The organism is Marinomonas sp. HM11-D (genome assembly GCF_057626615.1).
Window position 1 is genome coordinate 41139 of the sequence record NZ_JBMMKT010000011.1, and the last position, 21889, is coordinate 63027.

Sequence of the window (21889 nt, forward strand, 5' to 3'; positions counted from 1 at the left end):
CTTATGAAGCCGTTTCTAACGTTACACGACCCAGCAGCTGCCCGCGCTTACTATGAACGTGGGCTGTGGAAGTCTGACACCTTTTATTCGCTGTTAGCCAAACATGCGAAACAGCGACCAGAAGCCATGGCTTTGCGTGATGGCCAGCTTAGCCTTGATTGGATGGGATTGAAGGCCAGAGTGGATGCGATGGCAGATTCGCTCCACAAAGCCGAGATATACGCGGGCGATCGGATCTCTATTTGGATGTCGAATAAGGTTGAAGCGGTGATTACCTTTTTAGCCTGTGCCCGCGAAGGCATTGCCTGCAATCCATCTTTGCATCGCAGCTATACCTGTGCAGAGATTGTCGATCTGCTGACCGAGCTAGACGCCAAAGCACTGGTCACGGAAGAAGGTTGGGGAGCCGATCGTCACCTACATGATTTTGATGCCATGTTGGCTGAGTTACCCTTCTTACGCAAAGTCTACAAGCAGGGTGCATTGCCTATGCACCTTACCAATATGGATCCACAACCCCATAACAATCCTGACAGTGTGGCTTATCTGGCCTTTACCTCAGGGACGACGGGTAAGCCTAAGTGTGTCATGCATTCCACTAACACCTTGCTGGCCAATGCTCGAGATTTAGTGCGTTGTTGGGGGCTTAACGAAAGCTCCAACATTCTGACGCTCAGCCCTTCATCGCACCATATTGCTTGGGTGGCGATCTCTCAATGGCTCCTATGTGGTGGGCAATTGATTACCAATGATTTGCCGCAGGGCATGTCGGCGATGGAATGGATCATTGAGACGGGCGCGACCTATGTGTTGGGGGTGCCGACCCATGCCATGGACATCCTCGCCGAGCAGCGCAAAGCCGGTCTTAACCATTTAGGTCAGGTAGAAGTGTTCTATATGGCCGGCTCACCGATTCCAGAAATTGTCGCTGAATCATTCGTCAAACAGGGCATTACGCCGCAGAACATTTACGGCATGACCGAGTGTTCGTCGCACCAATTCACGCACCCAACGGATCCTCAGTCGGTATGGATTTCCACCTGTGGTCGTGGCGGGCCCGCGTATGACGTGAAAATTTGGGATCCGGAAAACCCGGATCAGGCGCTGCCACCGGGTAAGTCCGGCAATATCGGCGGTCGTGGCGCAGCCATGATGCTGGGCTATTTCGCCAATCAAACGGCCACGGAAAACACCTTTAACCGTCATGGTTACCTGTTGTCAGGGGATCTTGGATCGTTCGACGCCGAAGGCAATCTGCGCATCGAAGGGCGGATTAAGGATTTGATCATTCGTGGTGGTCACAACATTTACCCTTCTCATATCGAGTCCCACGCACTGACTCACCCCAAAATCGAGAAAGCCGCCGCCTTTGGTGTGCCGGACGACCGTTTAGGGGAAAAAGTCTGTCTTGCCATCATTGGCGAAGTCACGGCCGATGAGATGCTAGAGCATCTGTACCGCAGTGGTTTATCGAAATTTGATATGCCGGAATGGTTCGCCGCCTTGGATGAATTGCCGTTGACGGCAAGTGGCAAAATTCTCAAACGTGAACTGACCGAGATGGTCAAGCAAGGCGATTTAGTGCCTGAAGCCGTGCGTTTCACTGAGCAGAAAAAGGATTAACTCATGACAGTAGAACTGACTCGTAATGGTGATCTCGCCATTCTGACCTTGAATCGTCCCGAAGCGTTAAACGCCTTGTCGTTCCAGATCTTACGAGAGATTGGCGCGGCACTGGATGAAGTCACCACCATGAGCAATGTGCGTGCGTTACTGATCACCGGCGCAGGAGAGAAAGCCTTCTGCGCGGGCGCTGACATTAAAGAGCTACGTCAACGACCTCTGATTGAGCAAAAGCGTGGTGCCGAACTAGGCCAAGCGGTCTTCGCTAAGTTGGATGCGCTGCCGATCGCGTCAGTGGCCTTGGTGAATGGTTATGCCTTTGGCGGCGGTGCCGAGCTGGCCTTGGCGTCGACCTTCCGTCTGGCCTCCCCGAATGCGGTGTTTGGCTTGCCGGAAATCAAGCTGGGTCTGATTCCAGGTTACGGCGGCACGCAGCGTTTACCGCGCCTAGTTGGTGAAGGGCGAGCGCTGGAGATCATTATGACCGGACGCAATGTCAAAGCCGAGGAAGCCGAGCGCATTGGTTTGGTGAACGCGGTGGTGGACGGCGACTTAATGACCGCAGGTATTGAGTTTGCGGAGCGTTTTACTCGTTACAGCTTACCGGCATTGGAATTTGCCCGTCGTGCGGTGCAACGAGCAGGGGATGTGCCATTAGAGCAAGGCTTACAAATTGAAGCGGATCTATCGACGTTGGCCTACCGCATGAAAGATGCCGAGGAAGGCATGGCGGCCTTTGAAGAGAAACGTAAAGCGGAGTTCAAAGATGAGTAAGCAACAAATCATTGTTACTGGTGGCTCGAAGGGCATCGGCGCGGCGATTTCAGCGGAATTGCATGCTCGCGGCTTTGATGTGGTGTGTCTATCGCGCAGTGGTGAAGCCGCTGTCGGGCAAGCCATGGCCTGTGATGTTACCAATGAAGCATCGGTACGCGAGGTGTTTGCGGCGATCGCTGAGCAAGGGCCTGTGGTGGGCTTGGTTAACAATGCCGGAGTGCATATTCCAGGCTCGATTGCCACCTTATCGACCGATGACTTTAACAAGACCATTGCTCTGAACACCACCGCCGTGATGGTGGCGGCACGTGAGGTGTACCCACATTTGGCCACTAATCATGGCGGCACCATAGTCAATATCGGCTCCTTTTTCGACAAGATGGGGGTGCCCGATAACCTGTCTTATTGTGCATCTAAAGCGGCTGTGGCGGCGATGACCCGTTGTATGGCGGTGGAATGGGCGCAGGACAATATTCGTGTCATGAACGTGGCTCCAGGTTACATAGAAACCGATTTGAACCGTGATTATTTGGCTCGCGAAAAAGTGCGCCACTGGATGAAAAGTCGCATTCCAGTGGGCGGACCAGGGCAGGCCCAGGACGTCGCCAAGCTGGTGGCGGCAATCTTCTCGGAGCAGATTGGCTTTATGACCGGTGAAACAATTTATATCGATGGCGCACAGGGGATGAATCACTGATGAACTTATTAGACAAAGCAATCGCCTACCGCGATTGGAACGACGAAGAGCGCATGATTCTGGATCAGGTGCAACGCATGACCGATAGCGTGATTGCGCCCAATGCCGAACGTGTGGACCAAAGCCACGAATTTCCATGGGAAAACGTGCGTGCCATTAACGAGCTGGGGCTGAACACCATTTTCATCCCAGAAGAATATGGCGGCATTGGTCTGTCCTACAAACTCTATCTAGAAGTGGTGTCTATTATTTCTGAGGCGTGTGCCTCGACTGGGATCATTTATGCTACCAACTACCATGGCATGAAACCCTTGATGGACTTTGGTAATGACGAGCAACGCGCGCGTTTGCTGCCACGCATTGCCGAGGGCGGTTTGGGTGCCTTGGCCATTACCGAAACCAATGCTGGCTCAGACGCCACCGGTATGCGTACCACCTTTACCCCGGACGGTGATGACATCGTTATCAATGGTTCCAAGGTGTTTATTTCCAACGGCAATGTGGCGGACTTGTACTTGCTGTTTGGTAAATGGAAAGAAATCGAAGATCCGAAACAAGCCATCTCAGTCTTGGTGCTGGAGAAGGGGGCAGCGGGTCACATCATCGATAAAGTGGAGCGCAAGATGGGCCACAACGGTTCTGCTACCTGTGCCATGAGCTTTGACAATGTGCGTGTGCCACGGGCGAACTTGTTGGGCGAGCCAGGAGATGGTTTGCGCATTCTGTTGGCGTCTTTGAACAAGTCACGTCCCTCAGTGGCGGCCCATGCGCGAGGCATTGCTCGAGCGGCGTTTCGTGACATGGTGGCTTATGGCAACGAGCGTGTGCAATCTGGTAAAGCGGTACTGGATTTCCAAGGTAACCAATTCACCTTGGCGGATCTATCCAGTGAGCTACTGATGCTGGAGCGTTGGATCGACTATGTCGCGGACTTGGTCGACAGCGGCTCGAAGGACTTTGGCATGGAAGCCTCCATTGCCAAGATGCGCGCCAGCGATCTAGCCATGAAAATGGCCATCGAATGTGTGCAGTTCCACGGTGGTTATGGCTATTGCCAAGATTACCGCGCCGAACGTCTGATGCGTGACGCAAAAATCACCCAGATTTGGGAAGGCACCAATCAGATTCATCGCCAATTAATTGGTCGCAGTTTCCGCGATAAAGCAGCGCGCGGCTAACCTGTTCAAGTAGGAGCGATGATCATGTCTGGAGCGCTAGCGGGATTGAAAGTATTGGATTTTTCGACCTTATTACCAGGCCCGATGGCGAGTTTATTCCTCGCCGATGCAGGGGCGGAAGTGGTCAAGGTCGAACGTCCAGAACAGGGGGATGAGATGCGTAGCTATACCCCGAAATGGGGCGAGAGCAGCGTTAACTTTGCCTTACTTAACCGGGCGAAGAAAAGTCTGGCGCTTGACCTGAAAGATCCGCAAGCCAAGCAAATATTAGCCCCGCTGATCGCCGAAGCCGATGTGCTGATTGAGCAATTTCGCCCTGGGGTGATGGCGCGCTTAGGCCTTGGGTACGATGCGGTAAAGGCACAGAACCCAGACATCATCTACTGCTCGATCTCCGGCTATGGTCAAGTGGGCCCCAAAGCCCAGCGCGCCGGACATGACCTGAATTTCCAAGGGGATGTGGGATTACTGAGCTTAAGCACAGGGCCGGCGCAGCAGCCGACCTTGCCAGCAGGCTTGGTGGCGGATTTAGCCGGCGGTACCTATCCTGCACTTCTGAACATTCTATTAGCGTTACGAGCTCGGGATGCTGGTCAAGGGGGCTGTCACCTTGATATTGCCATGGCGGAAAACCTGTTCCCGTTTCTGTACTGGGCCATGGGCGATGGTCAAGCGGCCAATGCCTGGCCGAGCAATGGCGATGCCTTAGTGACTGGCGCATCGCCTCGTTATCAACTCTATCCGACGGCGGATGGCCGCTTGCTGGCCGCTGCCCCGCTGGAAGATAAATTCTGGGACACCTTCTGTGAGGTGATTGATTTGCCAGCGAGCCTGCGTACTCATGAGGCCGATGTGCAACAAACGCGTGCCGCGGTGGCGCAGTTGATCGCCGCTCAGTCGGCGTCCTACTGGGAAGCTCAGTTTGCCGAAGCGGACTGCTGTTGCAGCATTGTCCGCTCGGTACAAGAAGCCCTCGGTGATCCCCACTTTGAGTCCCGCGGCGTGTTTTCTCGCACCCTAGGTGGCGCAGGGACGAATACCATGATGGCCTTACCGACGCCGATTTCCCCCTTGTTATCCATTCAAGCCAACGGCTGCGCACGAGCGCCCCGTTTAGGCGAACACACTGAAGCATTATCCGTACGTCGCCGTAGTGAACGGCCCGACAACCATAATTAAACAGGAGATTTACGATGACGACCATCAACAAAGTCGCGGTATGTGGCGCTGGCGGTACCATGGGCGCAGGCATTGCGTTAGTAGCAGCGCGCGCTGGGTTTGAAACCCTCTGTTTTGATATGTCCGAGGAAGGTCTGTCTCGTCAACGAGCAGCAGCGGATAAGTTCTTCAGTCGCTCGGTGGAAAAAGGACGTATGAGCGCTGAAGAGCGTGATGCGGCGTTGGCGCGTATGCGTGATACCACGGATTTACAAGACTTGGCCGATTGCGATTTAGTGATCGAAGCCATTTTTGAAAAGCTCGAAGTGAAGCAGGAGTTGTTTGGCAAACTGAATGCGATCTGTAAGCCTGAGACGATCTTTGCTTCCAATACCTCTACCTTATCCATTACCCAAATCGCTGGCGGTTGTGGCCGTGAAGAGCGTGTGGTGGGTATGCATTTCTGTCTGCCAGCGCAAGTGATGAAGTTGGTGGAAATGTCCCGTGGTATCAATACCTCGGACGCGACCTTCCAAGCAGCGTGGCATTGGACCGAAGCGGCAGGCCAGATTTCGGTGGAAACCCAAGACAAGCCTGGCTTTATTCTGAATGCCTTGTTAGTGCCGTTTAACAATGATGTGATCCGCGCCATCGAAGCGGGATTGGCAACACCAGAAGACATTGATACGGCGATCAAGTCGGGTCTTGGCTACAAGATGGGCCCTTGTACCTTATTGGATTTGATTGGTTTAGACACTCAAGTGCTGCTCGGCGAGGCGTTTTACCCGATTACCCTCGATGTACGTGCTTCGGTACCGCCATTGCTACGTCGGTTGGTCGCGGCCGGCAAGCTGGGGAATAAATCCGGTGCTGGGCTATTAACCGCTGCGCCTGTTGAAAAGGCCACTAAGGCTCCGGCTTTTAGTATTCAGTCTGCTGGCGCAAGTCGCTCTTTTGCTGCCGGTGATGCTTTCCTCAGCAAGGCAATCAGCAATGCCGAGGTGACCATTCATTTAGGCGGTGGCTATCAGGCGGATGCGACAAAAACAGCCGTGTTGGTGGAGCTGGATACCGAGTGTCTCGGTGTGCACACCGGTGAGGACATGGGCAAAGAAGGTTCTAATGCGGTGGGCTTTGCCCGCTACCGCAATGGTGACGACGCGCCATCCAACTTAATCGAATTGGTACGCCAACCGAATACTGCCGACACGGCGATTGCCGCAGCACGCGCCGTATTTGAAGTGGCGGGGTTTGATGTGGTGGTGTGTAAGGATTTGGCGGGCCGTATTGTCGATCGTCTGGTGCGCCCTAAATACAACGATGCGCTACGTTTCCTAGACGAAGGTTTGGCCAGCGCGGCAGACATGGATAAAACCTGCTGCATGGGCCTAGGTTACCCAACTGGTCCGATTGAACGAGTCAGCCAAGGCGGCCTAGCGCGTCATTACGATGTCTGCCAAGCGATTCACGAAATGACAGGGCTGGCGGGCTACTCACCGGCGCGCCGAGCGGTGGTCGCGAAAGCGCAGCAACAAGCTAAGGCGGCATCATGAAAGCGGTGATCGTCTCCCAGTTCGGTGAGTTTGATGCTGCCACGGTTGGTGAGTTGCCAACGCCTGTGCCGAGTGCTGGCGAAGTGTTGGTGGAGCTTGAGGCCAGTGACACCAATTTTCCCGATATTCTTTACATGGAAGGTAAGTACCAAAAGCTGCCCGAGTTTCCCTTCTCGCCAGGTTTGGCGGGAGCGGGGCGCATCGCTGCGGTGGGCGAAGGGGTGCCCTTAGAGCGATTGGGGCAACGGGTGTTGGTGCTGCCTGAACATGGCACCTATGCCAAACAAGTGCTGGCACCTGCGGAGTTTTGCTTCCCGATGCCTGAGGCCATGTCCTATGAGACGGCTGCGGCGTTTGGTTTGGTCTATCAAACGGCCTATTTTGCTCTGATGGAGAATGGTCAATTCAAAGCCGGTGACAGTGTTCTGGTATTAGGGGCCACTGGTGGGATTGGCATGGCCGCTGTTCAACTGGCCAAAGCTTTGGGGGCGAGCAAGGTGATTGCTGCTTCAAGGGGAGCTTCTGGCGCGGAACTGGCGCGCAAAATGGGCGCAGACGTGGTGCTCGATTCAAACATGGACGATTTACAGAACAGCTTGCGCGAACAGGTACAACGGACCACACAAGGCGCTGGCGTGGATGTGGTGATTGATCCAGTCGGTGGCGCTCTGGCGAAGGCCGCCTTACGTGCGCTGGCGTGGCGTGGTCGCTACGTCGTGGTGGGCTTTGCCTCGGGCGACATTCCACAGTTCGCTGGCAATTATCTGTTAGTGAAAAACATCAGTGTCTCGGGGCTGCAGTGGACCGATTATCGTGCCCGTAAAATTGCTCAGGTACGTGAGGCCCAAGCACATATTTTCTCCCTTTGGCAGGCGCAAAAGCTCGAACCCTTGATCAGTCAAACCTTTGCTCTGGAACAGTACAGCCAAGCGCTGGCGGCCCTCAAGCAAGGTCAAGCGAGCGGCAAAATCATATTAAAATTATAAAAGGATGCTTTTCTATGTCTTCGATAGCGACAGATAGAGTGATTGGTGTGGTTGGTGCGGGCACCATGGGAGCTGGCATCGCACAGTTAGCGGCCGCGGCCGGTCATCCAGTGATGTTATACGATGCCTTTGACGGTGCTGCCGAGACCGGTAAAGCACGTATCGCCGAAGGACTGGTGAAACTGGTGGCGCGGGGCAAGATGTCGGAGCCAGAGCGTTTGGCCTTGGTTGAGCGCATCAGTGTGGTGAATACGCTAAGCGATATGAAGCCTGCTGCCTTGGTGGTGGAAGCCATTGTTGAAAACCTAGAGGTGAAGCAATCCTTGTTCGCCGAGTTAGAGGCGATTGTTGCCGAGGATGCGATTTTAGCGACTAACACCTCGTCCATTTCAGTCACTTCCATTGCCCGTACTTTGCAACATCCTGAGCGTATGGTGGGCATGCATTTCTTTAACCCAGCACCGATTATGAAGCTAGTAGAGGTGATCTCAGGCATTGCTACCTCGAGCGCCTGTGCCGAGTTGGTGTATGCCACTGCAGAAGCATGGGGCAAGATTGCCGTGCACGCGAAATCCACCCCAGGCTTTATCGTTAACCGTGTGGCCCGTCCTTATTACGCTGAGGCACTGCGCCTGTGTGAAGAACAAGTCGCTGAGCCTGCTACCCTTGATGCCTTGCTGACCCAAGGGGCAGGGTTTCGTATGGGGGCGTTTGAGCTGATGGACTTGATCGGCAATGACGTTAACTACGCCGTGTGTTGCTCAGTGTTTGATGCCTATTATCAGGAGCCACGTTTTCGTCCCTCGATCCTGCAACACGAGATGGTCAATGCGGGCTATCTCGGCCGCAAATCGAAACAAGGTTTTTATAGCTATGCTGATGGCGCCGAGAAACCACAGCCTGCCAGTGTGGCGGTCACTGCCGCTGAGCCAATCTCAGATTTAACATTAGGGCAACCCCTGTCGATCGAGGGTGTCGACCTAGTACCCACCGATGGCCGTACTGCGCGTCAGTTGGCGCAGGCCAGCGCTAAGCCAACGCTGGTTTATGACTATGTTGCACTGGGCGTAAGCACTCGCTTAGCGTTTGCGGTATCGGAGGATTTTCCGCAAGCCATGCTAGAGCGCTTTGTTGCCACATTGGCACAACAGGACATAGTGGCAGTGCAGTTACCGGATTGGCCTGCGTTAGTGGTGATGCGCACCTTAGCGACCTTAGCCAACGAAGCCTTCGAAGCGGTGATGCAAGGGGTAGCCGAGGTGGCTGGTGTCGACAATGCCATGCGTTACGGCGTCAATTATCCAAAGGGCCCGATCGCTTGGGCACAGGAAATCGGCATAGGGCGAGTACTGGCAACTTTAGATGCGCTGCATGGCTTAACCGGCGATCCAAGATATCGTGCCTCCATGGCACTGCGTTTTGCCGTGTAAATCTCAACCCTTCATGTAATCAGGAGTCTATACAATGAAAGTAAATCGAAGTGCGTCTCAACCGTCCAGTCATGCGCCGCAAGAAAACTTTAGTGGTGTGGTAAGACGCGATGTCTTGATTAGCTCGGAGGCCCCTGGTCGGGTTGCCACGGGACTGGTAACCTTTGAACCGGGCGCACGGACCGCATGGCATACTCACCCTGCGGGGCAAATATTAATCATCACTGCCGGTCGAGGTTGGGTACAATCAGAAGGGCAACAGCGCTATGAAGTGACCGCAGGGGATTCGGTATGGATCCCAGCGGATGAGCGTCATTGGCACGGAGCTACCGACAGCACGGCCATGACCCACATAGCGATCACAGAATCAATCGACGGCTCCGCAGTGACTTGGATGGAGCATGTCTTGGACGGAGACTTTAATCCCAGTTAAAGTCAGAAAGGTTGGAACCATGTCATTTCTCAAATCCCTACCAGAAAACGCTGGTCCGCCAGCGGTCTTTAAGCAATACCCTGATATCTACGGGCCGTTCTCAGAGATGAGTCAAGCGCTGATGAACGGACCCTCCCCGTTAAGCGAAGCCGAGCGAGAAGTCATTCTCGCGTTGGCTGCAGGTTGGATGGAATGTGAGTTTGTCTTTACCGGACACAGTGCCGTGGCCTATGCCTGGGGCATTGAGCAAGGAGCGCTTGAAAGCGCGTTGCAGGACATTGAGGCGGCACCTTTGGCTGCCCGTCTCAAGCCGTTACTGCATTACGTGAAAAAACTCTCTATTGCTCCGAATAGCCTGACACCAGCGGACGTGGATGCAGTTTTAAGTGCTGGCTGGCCGGAACAGGCGTTACAGGACGCGATTGCGATCACCGCCCGTGCAGCCTTTATGCATCGTCTAGTCGCTGGTCATGGCTTTGCCCCCTTAGACCCTGAGGTAGCCGCCAGTCACGCCCATAAACGGGTTGAACACGGCTACGTGAATATCTACAAAACCTTTCGCAAATAAACCTTTCTTAAGCAAAGCGATTCGTTGCCCAGAATCGCTTTGGCATATCAGGTGCTTCTTTCATTTCTGACAAAGTCAGTATCCACACGGGATACAGAATAAATGAAAGAGGAACTAAGATGACATTTTCGAAAGAAGCACTTTCAGGACGCGTTGCTCTTATTACGGGTGGCGGTGGTGGTATTGGTTTTGGTATCGCCAAGGCTTTTGCGGCAGCTGGTGCCAAACTGGTATTGGCGAGCCGTAAAGAAGAGAGACTGCAACAGGCCGTGGCTGAGATCGAAGCTATGGGTGGCACCGCGATCGCGATTCAAGCTGATGTTCGCAACTACGAGGATGTTGAGCGCGCCGTGCAAGCGGCACTCGAAGTCTATGGCTCCCTTGATATTGTGATCGCCAATGCCGCAGGTAACTTTGTTGTGCCGGCGGCGGAAATGTCGATCAACGCTTGGAAGACCGTGATTGATATCGACCTTAACGGCACCTACTACTGTGCCCGAGCCGCTTACCCTGCCTTGAAACAATCCACCTTTGGCGGTCGCTTTATCGCTATTTCCACCATGCGTGCCTTAGAAGGCTGGCCTGGCTGTGCCCACGCCGGCGCCGCAAAAGCCGGCATTATGTCCTTGATCCGGACACTGACCAGCGAATGGGGCAAAGACGGTATTCGTTGTAACACCATTGCCCCTGGGGCGATTGGCGATACCGAAGGCGTGAAACGTATTTATGAAGACGCTGGTCGTCGCGATCTAGAGCTGTCATCCATCCCGTTGGCGGAGTTTGGTAAAACCGCAGACATTGCCAACGCGGCGGTGTTTTTGTGTTCTGATGCCGGTTCCTATGTCGCTGGTGCGGACATTGTCGTTGACGGTGGACGTAACCGCGGTCGTGCCAGCCCTATCGTATCAACGTCTGACAAGTGAGGTCGCCATGATTAAACAATACCCACAGGTCGAAACCGAGCGCGATGGCGCGGTACTGATTATTCGTTTGAATAATGAAGCGGCACATAACTCGTTAACGCGCGAAATTCGTTTTTCGCTAAGGGACATTGTGCGTGAGGTACAAGATGACCATACCATTCGTGCGGTGTATTTAACCGGTAAAGGTAAGACCTTCTGTGCCGGTGGTGACTTGCGCATGCTGACCGATGCTTCATCGCCGTGGCAGTCCCACCGTCGTTTCCGTCATTCCAGCACCTTGTTCCCACCCTTGGCGGGGTTGGATCGCATTGTCGTGGTCGGGGTACGCGGTGCTGCCATTGGTGGTGGCCTTGGCGTGGCCTTGCTCGGTGATGTGATTGTTGCGGGGGAGAACGCTAAGTTTATGTCCGGCTTTGCCCGTTTAGGCGTGGTGCCAGATTGCTTAACGCTGTACACCTTGCCGCGCCTGATTGGTTTGGCCAAAGCGCGTCAGTTCTTGTTGACCAATTCGACGTGGACGGCCCAAGAGGCCTTCGATAATGGCATTGTCGCGCAAGTGGTGGCGGATGAGGAAGTGGATGCCGCCGGCTTAGCGTTAGCGCATCAATACGCTAAAGGGCCTGCCGATGTACTGGGCTTATCGAAAATGATTATGCTGAAATCATTCGAGAGCAGCCTTACCGAGATGATGGATTACGAAGATTTGGCGCAAAGTCTGGCGCAAAACAGTGCTGAGTTTGAAGAAGGCTTACAGGCGCTGATTGAGAAGCGTCCGGCGAACTTTTTGGGCACGGTAGAAGATGACATCAATGCCGACGGCTTACCGTCCATGAACCGAGAAGCGTATTGATTGCGATGAGGGAGGAGAGCTTGCTGCAACCTCCCTGTCTCATATGGATAAGGAGGGATGTCCATGCCATCTTCAAACTCTAACATAGGCTATATTGGCCTAGGGGTGATGGGCGGAGCATTAGCGCAACGGCTATTGCTGTCCACGCCATTAACAGTGTTCGACTTAAGCGCCAGCGCTGTATCTGAACTTGTTAATCAGGGCGCTACAGCCGCCACCAGCTTAACCGCCTTGGCAAAGTCCTGTGAGGTGACTTTTTTATGTTTACCGCGCTCAGAAAACGTTGAACAAGTGCTATTTGGCCAAGATGGCCTAGCCCAAGCGTTAAAGCCTGGCAGCGTGATTGTCGATCAAACCAGTGGCGATCCGGCGTTAACGCGGATACTGGCGGCGCGTTTGTCTGAGCAAGGTGTCGCCATGGTGGACGCCCCTGTCTCTGGTGGGGCCATTGGCGCGCAACAGGGCACCATTGCCATTATGACCGGTGGTGAAGACGCTGTGATGGCACGAGTTCGGCCTATCTTGGCAATGATCAGTCCGAATATTTTTCACTGTGGTGACATTGGCGCGGGTCAGGTGATGAAGCTGATCAATAACACCATCAGCACCTGTAACCGCTTCGCTATGTTAGAAGGTATCGCTTTAGGACGGCGCAATGGTTTGGATTTGCAGACCATGTCCGATGTCCTCAACAGTGGTGGTGCGCGCAGCAAGGTCAGCGAAAGCATCTTACCCGCGTTAATCGAGGGCGAAGCGAATTCCTTTTTCTTAATGTCTCTGATGTTAAAAGATGTCAATCTAGCGTCCCGATTAGCCGCTGAAATGGCCTTACCCAATCGTTTTGGACAGTTGGCGCGGGACATGCTCGAAGCGGCGTCTGAGGCACGAGGAGACGGGGCGAATTTGTTTGAGATTGCCGACTATGTTGCTGAGCAAGCGAATACTAGCTTTAAACGCGCCACCTAGGTGCGCAAAAAAAAGCCCGATTCAATGATCGGGCTTTGTTGTTCTAAGAGGTTCTTAGTGGTTTGAACGCTTGCGCTCCGCCAGTTTTAACTTGGCTTCAAAGCGTTCGATCTGCATGCCAAGGCGTTCGGTCTCATCGACAAAGTGATCAAACTCGATTTTGCTTGGCAGTAATTGGCTGTTGGATTGCAAGTAGTTCACCAACTGCACGCGGGCATTGGTGGCCAGCTCTTTGGTAACGGACCATTGCGTGCGAATTAAGCGGGCAAACGTTGCCGCCGCAAGGTCTCCGACCTTGTCCGCAAGGATACCTTCCCAATCAAACTCAAAGCCTTGCATGACCTTATGCAGGGTCATCAGCGCTTGGGCGTTACCGCGAATGCGTAGGTCACCATCAAAGAAACCATCGCCTTCGAGTAGCTTACGATAAGCGCTAGATGGGCCTTTGACATGGGTATCAAGCTTAGGATCTAACTCCAACTCGTCCATGCTTTCCGGGCGATCGAGCATGACGCCTTGCTCCAGCACATGAATCTGTAGAATGAGGTGAAAGTCCTCAACTTCCAGAAAGATCTGTTGGCCGGCCAATTTGGCTAAGTGGCGCTGTGACGGCGGATCTTGCTTGAGGGCATAATTCACCGCGTGCTCAATGGAACCAAGGGCCGCAAGGCTAATCGTCATGACATTCGCTCTTTTGTTGCTCGTTAGTGAACTTGATGAATTTGGATCGCCGAAGAATCGCGGCTGCGACCTTCTTTTTCGAGGCGATCAAGATACATCTGCCACAGTTCATCGTGGTTTTTGCCTAGGTTGTACAGGTAATCCCAAGAATACAGACCAGAGTCATGGCCATCGTCAAAGGTGATCTTCAAAGCGTAGTTACCTGCCGCTTCGATGTTCATGATCATCACATTGCGTTTGCCATGTTGCAGAATCGGAATCTGCGCACCGTGGCCGCGTACTTCCGCTGACGGTGAGTGCACACGTAAGTATTCAGCGCTGAGGCGATAGCTTGAGCCATCGGAAAACGCCAGCTCCAGTTCACGGGATTGTTTATGGTAGTGAATTTTTGTTGGAACTAGCGTTGCCATGGTGCGTCTCGATCTATTTCAAAGGGTTATCAAATTACAAAATGTACTGGCTAAGGTCTTCGTTGTCTGCCACTTCGCCCAGCTGTTGGTTAACGTACTCAGCGGTGATGTCCACCTGTTGACCATCTGGCATGTCACTGGCTGAGTAAGAGACTTCTTCCAGCAAACGCTCTAGCACCGTGTGTAGACGACGGGCGCCGATGTTTTCGGTACGTTCGTTCACTTGGCAAGCGATCTCCGCGATGCGGGTGATGCCTTCGTCGGTGAAGTTTATGTTAATGTTCTCAGTCTTCGCCAGTGCCACGTACTGTTTCGTCAAAGAAGCGCTCGGTTCAGTTAAAATACGTTTAAAATCGTCCACGGTGAGCGCATCCAGCTCAACACGGATTGGCAAACGGCCTTGTAGTTCTGGGATCAAGTCCGAAGGCTTCGACAGATGGAACGCACCGGATGCGATAAACAGAATGTGATCGGTTTTGATCATGCCGTATTTGGTGCTCACGGTGCAGCCTTCGATCAAAGGCAATAGGTCACGTTGCACACCTTCGCGTGATACTTCGCCACTGGAACGCTCAGAGCTTTTCGCCACCTTATCGATTTCATCAAGGAATACGATACCGTTTTGTTCCACGGCTTCTACGGCGCGAGCTTTCAGCTCTTCTTCGTTGACCAATTTAGCCGCCTCCTCGTCACGGATCTGACGTAGGGCGTCTTTGACTTTTAGCTTACGCTTCTTTTTACGGTCGCCACCCATGTTAGAGAACAGGCTTTGCAGCTGGCTGGTCATTTCTTCCATGCCAGGTGGCGTCATAATTTCCACGCCCATTGGTGAATCGGAGACTTCGATATCGATTTCTTTGTCGTCGAGCTGACCTTCGCGTAGTTTTTTACGGAATGTCTGACGGGTTGAGCTAGAAGCGGACTCTTCTTCAAAGCCACGTGCCGGAGGCAGTAGGGCATCAAGAATACGATCTTCCGCGGCGTCTTCCGCTTTGTGCTTCATACGCTCGGTTTCTTGCTCGCGTAGCATCTTGATCGAAGTTTCCATCAAGTCGCGAATGATGGAATCCACATCGCGACCAACGTAGCCTACTTCGGTGAACTTAGTGGCTTCGATCTTGATAAAGGGCGCGTTAGCAAGTTTAGCGAGACGACGGGCGATTTCGGTTTTACCGACACCGGTTGGGCCGATCATCAGGATGTTCTTCGGGGTTACTTCCGCGCGCATATCATCCGGAAGCTGCATACGGCGCCAGCGGTTACGTAGGGCAATGGCCACCGCGCGCTTAGCGCTTTGCTGGCCGACGATGTGTTGGTCTAAGGCATTGACCGTTTCACGTGGGGTCATGTTGCTCATGCTTTAATCTCTTAAATTCGGTTACTTAGATTGGTCTTCAAGCTTGGCATCGATGTTAATGGTTTCGATGGTCAAGTTGTGGTTGGTGAAGACACAAATGTCGGCCGCGATGTTTAGGCTCTTCTCAACGATGTCTAGGGCGCTTAGCTCAGTGTTGTCCAATAGGGCGCGGGCAGCGGCTTCAGCGAAGTTACCACCAGAACCAATGGCGAGCGCGCCGTGTTGAGGTTCGACCACATCGCCGTTACCGGTGATGATCAGGGTGCTGTCTTTGTTGGCCACGATGAGCATGGCTTCTAGCTTGCGTAAGGCTTTATCAGAACGCCAGTCTTTGGCCAAATCCACAGCGGCGCGAACTAGGTGACCTTGGTGTTTTTCCAGCTGGCCTTCAAAACGCTCAAATAGGGTGAATGCGTCTGCCGTGCCCCCTGCAAACCCAGCGATGACTTCGCCACGGTATAAACGGCGTACCTTGCGGGCATTGCCCTTCATTACTGTGTTGCCTAGGGAAACTTGTCCATCGCCACCAACGACGACTTGATTGTCTTTGCGTACGGTTAGAATCGTAGTCATGATTTACTCCACATTCGATTAACTATCAAAATGGGGGTAACTGTGAGGATTTCAAGCGCCCAACTAGAAGCGTCAGGCGCTTTTACAAAGTTTATTGGTTTGGCACTTTGTAGGTGTAAGAGTTAAGACCCATACGCGCCAGTTTGTCTTGGGCGCGGCTTTCTGCCGAACGAGTTGTGAAAGGACCCACCGCAACGCGGTACCACATGCTGCCATCTTTGCTTTCGCTGGCCTTAATCGTGGCATCCATACCCGCTAGGATCAGTTTCGCACGTAAGCGATCTGCATCGGCACTGGCGCGGAACGAAGCCGCTTGAATCATATAGCTGAAGTTTTCTTCTTCACGTGGCTGATACTCGTAAGCATCCACATGGCTGGTGTCCACTTCGCTGTCTTGTAGCAGTTGGTAAAACTCGAACGTCTCTCGCTTCGCTTGAGCTTCTGGTGCCTTGGCTTCGGTTTTCGCGGCTGCCGTTGGCGTTACTGGTGCAACCTTCACCGGTGCCGCAGTTTGAATGGGCGCTTTATTGGGTTGACTGGTTTCCACCGATGCCAATTTGACCAGTATAAAGACAAATCCAATTACCAACAGCGGGACCACGAGCCACATCCACCAAGGTACAGAGCGCTTTGGTGGCGGTGGTGGCGCTTTACGGGTTGCCCCTTTGCGTGGACGGCTGGTTCTTGTCGCTAAAAGCATCAAATCAAACATGTGAGTCAGTGTTTTGAGTAAAGTGCGCACATTATGCGCAGTGCGTTAAAAAGTTTCCAGCGGATCGACGTCGATCGCGAAGCGAATTTTATGATTTTTTGTATTTTGCTCAAGCCATTGGCCTGCCTGAGCCACAATGCGATGCAAATTGCCTCGCTGCGGGCTCTTGATGCTTAGTAAAGCACGGTGCTGTCCGGCTTTACGCACTATGATCGCGGCATAAGGACCGACGATCTGCATATGGTCAGACAGGTGCAATGACATTTGGTTGCGTAGCTCCATTAATAAACCCATCGCTTGTTGTTCCTGTTGCGATTCCGCGCGGATCACCACCTGATGATAAAACGGTGGTAACGCCAACTGTTGCCGTTCACGTAGCCCATCCATGGCCAAGGCTTCGTAGCCTTGCACACACAAGCATTCAATCGCACTGTGATCGGGATGATAAGTTTGCAACAACACATGGCCGCGCTTGGAGCTGCGGCCGGCGCGCCCGGCCACTTGAGTAATCAATTGCGCGGTGCGCTCCATGCCGCGAAAGTCCGACGAGAACAAGCCTACGTCCGCATCCATGATCACCACTAGGGTGACATTGGGGAAATGATGGCCTTTGGCAAGCATCTGGGTGCCGACTAAGATGGCTTGATCGTGCTCGTGAATCTTCTGGGTAATCTGTGTCAGTGCGGACTTGCGTTGCGTGCTGTCCCGGTCAATACGTAGCACTGGCGTATGCTTAAAGTACTGATTTAAAACGCCTTCAATCTGCTCAGTGCCTTCGCCCACGGTAAACAGCTCGGTGCTATGACATTCGGGGCAGCTGTGAATCAGAGCTTTGTGGCTATCACAGTGATGGCAATGAAGTTTATTGGCACGCTTATGCACGGTGAGGTTCACATCACAGTGATCGCAGGCAGCAATCCAGCCACACTGATGGCACATCAGCGTCGGCGCATAGCCACGGCGGTTGAGGAACACCAATACTTGTTCTTTGCGTTCAAGGGTTTGACGCATGCGCTCTAGGGTGTATTCGCTAAAACCCTGTTTCAGGCTTTGGCCGCGCAGGTCAACCCGCTCCATTTCTGGCAATTGGGCGTCGCCCGCTCGCTGGCGTAGCTTGAGCCAGTGATAACGCTTTTGTATGGCGTTGGCCATGCTTTCATAAGACGGCGTGGCAGAGGCCAATAACACGGGAATATTTAATCCCTGAGCACGTTTGATGGCCAAATCACGGGCGTGATAGCGAAAGCCTTCATGCTGTTTGTAAGAGGCATCGTGCTCTTCATCAATGATGATTAAGCCCAACTGAGCCGTTGGGATAAACACCGAGGAGCGGGTGCCAATGATGATCTTGGCTTCTCCGTGCTCGATCATCAGCCAGGCGTCGAGGCGCTCCCGGTCGGTCATATTCGAGTGCATCAACACGATGTCGGTGTTAAAGCGGCTTTCAAAGCGGCGCAGGGTCTGCGGCGTCAGGCCGATTTCCGGCACCATCACTAGAATTTGCTTACCCTCTTTGAGCAAGGCCTCGATCACGCGCAGAAAGACCTCGGTTTTACCACTGCCGGTAATGCCATCGAGTAGGGCGACGCCAAATTCATCTCGCATGGCTAAGATGGCTTTGGTGGCGGCGGCTTGTTCAAGATTCAGCGTCGGCGGCACCTGTTTTTGATGCGCATGGGTTTCCACTGATTTAATGAAATTGCGCTGCTCGCTGCGCACTAAGCCTTTCTTTTCTAAGCCTTTGGCGGCGGTCATGGTCAGTTCCAGTACGGTCAGCAAATGGGGGCTCAGGCCATGGTCTGCGTGTTGCTTTAAGGCTTCTAAAAAGGCTTTTTGCTGCTTAGCGTTTTTCAGAGACTCAAGTTCGGCCGTTTTGCCTTGCTCAGTTAGGAACCACCAGGTTTCGGTACGAAAATCGGCACTTTCGCCTTTACGTAAACTGGTTGGCAGGGCATGGAAAAAGACTTCACCAATGGGGTGATGGTAATAGCGTGCCGCCCAAGCGCACAGATCAAACAGCTCTTGCGAGATAATCGGGCTGTCGTCGAGTAAGGCTGTGATCGGCTTAATTTGACGGTCTTCAAAATCGCTGCTGGCACTGGTGTCGATGACCAGTCCTATGCTGTGACGGTCGCCTTTGCCAAACGGTACCTTGACGCGCATGCCCGGACGAATATGGTGGCGATAGGCCAAGGCTTTAGGGATTTTATAGTCAAAGGTGGCGCGCAGCGGCACATTTAGCGCCACTTTGACATACGGGTCTTGGGTAAGAAGCGTGTCGACCATAAAAGACTAATACCTTGATTTACCAGCAAAAAGATTTCGGATAACAGATGATCTTGTAAGTGTACGTGAGTCTGAATGGAAAATGTGAACTTTTCGCGGCTTTTCCACCGGGGAAAATATCGCAAAAGGGCTTGCCGAATGGCGCTTTGACGCCTAAAATACGCGGCTCTTGGTACCACTGTACAATTGATGTACAACGAATCGTGCGGTGCTTAGCGACGTTAATTAATGACTAAGTGGCGGCACACCAAACCTTAAGGTAAAAAACGATGAAAAAAGATATCCACCCAAATTACTCAGCTGTTTCTGCAACTTGTACTTGTGGTAACACTCTGTCTCTAAACTCAACACTAGGCAACGACCTGCACATCGACGTATGCAGCAACTGTCACCCATTCTACACTGGTCAACAGAAAATGGTTGATACAGGTGGTCGTGTTGATCGCTTCAACAAGCGTTTCGGAGCTCGTCGTTCTACTAAGTAATTGGTGGATGGCTAGAATGCTGATTCAAAAAAAGCGCCAAGCTCTCTTGGCGCTTTTTTTATGCCTGTCGTTTGACAGCTACGGGCAGTGCCTTGCAGAAGGAGAGTTGCAAGTGGCACAGGTCAAGCGCGTCATCGACGGTGACACGCTACACTTAAGTGATGGCCGCAAAGTGCGTTTGGTCGGTGTGAACACGCCAGAGCTGGACCATAAGCATGGCCGTCATGAAGCCTTTGCGCTCGAAGCAAAGCAACGCCTCAGCTCCCTTGCGGGAGATCAAGTTTATTGGCAAAGCGCGCAGGAAAGCGAAGACCGCTACGGCCGTAAGCTGTATTATTTATTTACGAAAGATCGAGAGTCGATAGCAAGTCAGTTACTATCTGATGGTTTAGGCTATCGAATCGCTGTGCCACCCAACGTCCGCTATCAGGACTGTTTCGCCGAGTCCGAGCAAAGTGCGCGACAGGCAAAACGAGGGCTATGGCAGCATCCAACCCAATGGCAGCCACAAGCTGGCTTTGCGGTGGCGCGATCCAAACTGACGTCAATCACACACAATCGCGGTGGTTGGTGGCTAGAAACCGAACAGGATCTAGTGATCAATATTCCCCGCTACGCTGAACATTACTGGTCTGAAAAAGATGTTTATTATCTGCAAGGTAAGTCAGTAGAAGCCCGTGGTTGGCAGTATCAACGCAACAATCATCGTCAAGATCGGTTTAAATCGGTTGTTTTAACGGTGAAACATCCGCAAGACTTACGTAGAATTGAGGCGTCGGATTAAAACCGACAAACCAATATAACGATATAAGGAGCCTCTTCTAGGTCGATGTCACCCGCATCAATAAAAGACCAGAAAGAAGCCCACCGCTGCAAAGCAAACGAACAACACTACTAATTAGACGGAATAACAAAAATGGCAGAAGATCTAAAACAAGCGGCGCTTGAGTACCATGAGAAACCAGTACCAGGCAAACTTAGCATCACTATCACCAAGCCAACCGCAACTTCACGCGACCTTTCTTTGGCATACAGCCCTGGCGTAGCAGAGCCTTGTCGTGAAATCGCGAAAGATCCAGAAGCAGCTTACCGCTATACAGGTAAAGGCAACCTGGTTGCTGTGATTTCTGATGGTACAGCAGTACTAGGCCTAGGTAACATCGGTCCATTAGCCTCTAAGCCAGTAATGGAAGGTAAAGGCGTACTGTTCAAACGCTTCGCAGGTGTGAACTCTGTCGACGTTGAAGTGGAATCAGAAAGCCCAGAAGCCTTCATCGACACGGTTGCTCGTATCGCCAACACCTACGGCGGCATCAACCTAGAAGACATCAAAGCACCTGAGTGTTTTGAAATTGAGCGCCAGCTAATCGAGCGCTGCTCAATCCCAGTTTTCCACGATGACCAACACGGTACGGCAATCGTAACCGCTGCAGGCCTGCTAAACGCTCTTGAACTGCAAGGCAAAGCCATCGCAGACGCGAAAATCGTATGTCTAGGTGCCGGTGCTGCAGCGACAGCTTGTATGAACCTAATCATTGCTTGTGGCGCAAAACGTGAAAACATCTTCGTGCTTGACCGTAACGGTGTGATCCACTCTGGCCGTAATGATCTAAATGAATACAAGGCAACGTTTGCGATTGATACCGCGGCACGTAACCTAGATGATGCCATTGAAGGCGCTGATGTGTTTATCGGTGTATCAGGTCCAGATCTACTAACGGTTGATCAATTGAACAAGATGGCAGCGAACCCAATCGTATTTGCTTGTTCAAACCCTGATCCAGAGATCAACCCAGAGTTGGCTCTTGCAGCACGTTCTGACCTAATCATGGCAACCGGCCGTTCTGACTACCCGAACCAAGTTAACAACGTGCTTGGCTTCCCATTCATCTTCCGCGGTGCGTTGGACGTTCGTGCAACGAAAATCAACGAAGAGATGAAAGTAGCAGCGGTTCACGCTTTGAAAGATCTAGCGAAAGAGCCAGTGCCACAAGACGTAATCAATGCTTACGGCGGTGCGGCACTTGAGTTTGGTAAAGAGTACATCCTACCTAAGCCTATGGATGCGCGTTTGCTAACGGAAGTATCAGCTGCCGTTGCAAAAGCAGCCGTGGACTCTGGTGTAGCGTCTCTGCCATACCCAGACTTCTACCCGCTAACGGATCTTTCTCGTTTCGACGCTTAATTCGCAAGTAACGAGACAGTTCTAAGAAAAAGGCGATGTGCAGTGGCACATCGCCTTT

22 protein-coding genes are annotated in these 21889 nt (G+C 52.7%); 16 read left to right on the plus strand and 6 right to left on the minus strand.

Annotation, left to right across the window (positions count from 1 at the left end; genetic code table 11):
• Window positions 1–3: 3 nt before the first annotated feature.
• The 13 genes from ACOSVP_RS14045 to ACOSVP_RS14105 all read left to right on the plus strand — a co-directional run bounded on the left by ACOSVP_RS14045 (window position 4) and on the right by ACOSVP_RS14105 (window position 13142).
• The gene (locus tag ACOSVP_RS14045; protein ID WP_487348120.1) at window positions 4–1623 is read left to right on the plus strand and encodes a class I adenylate-forming enzyme family protein; all 1620 of its coding nucleotides are present in this window, start codon (window positions 4–6) and stop codon (window positions 1621–1623) included.
• Between the two features lie 3 nt (window positions 1624–1626).
• Window positions 1627–2397, plus strand: a complete 771-nt coding sequence (locus ACOSVP_RS14050) for an enoyl-CoA hydratase/isomerase family protein (protein WP_487348121.1) — start codon at window positions 1627–1629, stop codon at window positions 2395–2397.
• Window positions 2390–3097: an SDR family NAD(P)-dependent oxidoreductase gene (locus tag ACOSVP_RS14055; RefSeq protein WP_487348122.1), complete on the plus strand. Its 708-nt coding sequence runs from the start codon at window positions 2390–2392 to the stop codon at window positions 3095–3097. Before ACOSVP_RS14050 ends, ACOSVP_RS14055 begins: the two co-directional genes overlap by 8 nt.
• Window positions 3097–4275 (plus strand): acyl-CoA dehydrogenase family protein, encoded by a 1179-nt coding sequence (locus ACOSVP_RS14060; protein WP_487348123.1) that lies wholly within the window; start codon window positions 3097–3099, stop codon window positions 4273–4275. Before ACOSVP_RS14055 ends, ACOSVP_RS14060 begins: the two co-directional genes overlap by 1 nt.
• Window positions 4276–4299: 24 nt before the next feature.
• Window positions 4300–5454, plus strand: coding sequence for a CaiB/BaiF CoA transferase family protein (locus tag ACOSVP_RS14065; protein WP_487348124.1), 1155 nt, complete (start codon window positions 4300–4302; stop codon window positions 5452–5454).
• Window positions 5455–5468: 14 nt separating this feature from the next.
• Window positions 5469–6986 carry a 3-hydroxyacyl-CoA dehydrogenase family protein gene (locus tag ACOSVP_RS14070; RefSeq protein ID WP_487348125.1) on the plus strand — a complete coding sequence of 506 codons (1518 nt, stop codon included), beginning with the start codon at window positions 5469–5471 and terminating at the stop codon, window positions 6984–6986.
• The gene (locus ACOSVP_RS14075; RefSeq protein ID WP_487348126.1) at window positions 6983–7972 is read left to right on the plus strand and encodes an NADPH:quinone oxidoreductase family protein; all 990 of its coding nucleotides are present in this window, start codon (window positions 6983–6985) and stop codon (window positions 7970–7972) included. The genes ACOSVP_RS14070 and ACOSVP_RS14075 overlap by 4 nt, the downstream gene beginning before the upstream one ends.
• 14 nt (window positions 7973–7986) lie before the next feature.
• Window positions 7987–9402 (plus strand): 3-hydroxyacyl-CoA dehydrogenase NAD-binding domain-containing protein, encoded by a 1416-nt coding sequence (locus ACOSVP_RS14080; protein ID WP_487348127.1) that lies wholly within the window; start codon window positions 7987–7989, stop codon window positions 9400–9402.
• 34 nt (window positions 9403–9436) lie between these two features.
• Window positions 9437–9835 carry a (R)-mandelonitrile lyase gene (locus ACOSVP_RS14085; RefSeq protein WP_487348128.1) on the plus strand — a complete coding sequence of 133 codons (399 nt, stop codon included), beginning with the start codon at window positions 9437–9439 and terminating at the stop codon, window positions 9833–9835.
• A 19-nt stretch (window positions 9836–9854) separates the two neighbouring features.
• Window positions 9855–10403 (plus strand): carboxymuconolactone decarboxylase family protein, encoded by a 549-nt coding sequence (locus ACOSVP_RS14090; RefSeq protein ID WP_487348129.1) that lies wholly within the window; start codon window positions 9855–9857, stop codon window positions 10401–10403.
• Window positions 10404–10522: 119 nt separating this feature from the next.
• Window positions 10523–11326 (plus strand): SDR family oxidoreductase, encoded by an 804-nt coding sequence (locus tag ACOSVP_RS14095; RefSeq protein ID WP_487348130.1) that lies wholly within the window; start codon window positions 10523–10525, stop codon window positions 11324–11326.
• A complete protein-coding gene (locus tag ACOSVP_RS14100) occupies window positions 11262–12176 on the plus strand; it encodes an enoyl-CoA hydratase/isomerase family protein (protein ID WP_487348131.1) in 915 nt (304 codons plus the stop codon). Before ACOSVP_RS14095 ends, ACOSVP_RS14100 begins: the two co-directional genes overlap by 65 nt.
• 63 nt (window positions 12177–12239) lie before the next feature.
• Window positions 12240–13142, plus strand: coding sequence for an NAD(P)-dependent oxidoreductase (locus ACOSVP_RS14105; protein ID WP_487348132.1), 903 nt, complete (start codon window positions 12240–12242; stop codon window positions 13140–13142).
• 54 nt (window positions 13143–13196) lie between these two features.
• On the opposite strand, the gene ACOSVP_RS14110 is transcribed toward ACOSVP_RS14105, so the two are convergent.
• The 6 genes from ACOSVP_RS14110 to ACOSVP_RS14135 form a co-directional block, all read right to left on the minus strand.
• The gene (locus tag ACOSVP_RS14110; protein ID WP_487348133.1) at window positions 13197–13823 is read right to left on the minus strand and encodes a ubiquinone biosynthesis accessory factor UbiJ; all 627 of its coding nucleotides are present in this window, start codon (window positions 13821–13823) and stop codon (window positions 13197–13199) included.
• 23 nt (window positions 13824–13846) lie between these two features.
• Window positions 13847–14233 (minus strand): gamma-butyrobetaine hydroxylase family protein, encoded by a 387-nt coding sequence (locus ACOSVP_RS14115; RefSeq protein WP_487348134.1) that lies wholly within the window; start codon window positions 14231–14233, stop codon window positions 13847–13849.
• A gap of 34 nt (window positions 14234–14267) precedes the next feature.
• Complete coding sequence (gene hslU / locus ACOSVP_RS14120) at window positions 14268–15590, minus strand: ATP-dependent protease ATPase subunit HslU (RefSeq protein WP_487348135.1); 1323 nt, start codon at window positions 15588–15590, stop codon at window positions 14268–14270.
• Window positions 15591–15611: 21 nt separating this feature from the next.
• A complete protein-coding gene (gene hslV / locus ACOSVP_RS14125) occupies window positions 15612–16163 on the minus strand; it encodes an ATP-dependent protease subunit HslV (RefSeq protein WP_487348136.1) in 552 nt (183 codons plus the stop codon).
• A gap of 91 nt (window positions 16164–16254) precedes the next feature.
• Window positions 16255–16875: an SPOR domain-containing protein gene (locus ACOSVP_RS14130; protein WP_487348137.1), complete on the minus strand. Its 621-nt coding sequence runs from the start codon at window positions 16873–16875 to the stop codon at window positions 16255–16257.
• Window positions 16876–16920: 45 nt separating this feature from the next.
• Window positions 16921–19161, minus strand: coding sequence for a primosomal protein N' (locus ACOSVP_RS14135; RefSeq protein ID WP_487348138.1), 2241 nt, complete (start codon window positions 19159–19161; stop codon window positions 16921–16923).
• Window positions 19162–19430: 269 nt separating this feature from the next.
• On the opposite strand from ACOSVP_RS14135, the gene rpmE reads away from it, so the two are divergent.
• The 3 genes from rpmE (at window position 19431) to ACOSVP_RS14150 (ending at window position 21831) form a co-directional block, all read left to right on the plus strand.
• Complete coding sequence (gene rpmE, locus ACOSVP_RS14140; RefSeq protein WP_055464052.1) at window positions 19431–19646, plus strand: 50S ribosomal protein L31; 216 nt, start codon at window positions 19431–19433, stop codon at window positions 19644–19646.
• Window positions 19647–19758: 112 nt separating this feature from the next.
• The gene (locus ACOSVP_RS14145; protein WP_487348139.1) at window positions 19759–20430 is read left to right on the plus strand and encodes a thermonuclease family protein; all 672 of its coding nucleotides are present in this window, start codon (window positions 19759–19761) and stop codon (window positions 20428–20430) included.
• A 132-nt stretch (window positions 20431–20562) separates the two neighbouring features.
• Window positions 20563–21831 (plus strand): malic enzyme-like NAD(P)-binding protein, encoded by a 1269-nt coding sequence (locus tag ACOSVP_RS14150; RefSeq protein ID WP_487348140.1) that lies wholly within the window; start codon window positions 20563–20565, stop codon window positions 21829–21831.
• Window positions 21832–21889 lie beyond the last annotated feature (58 nt).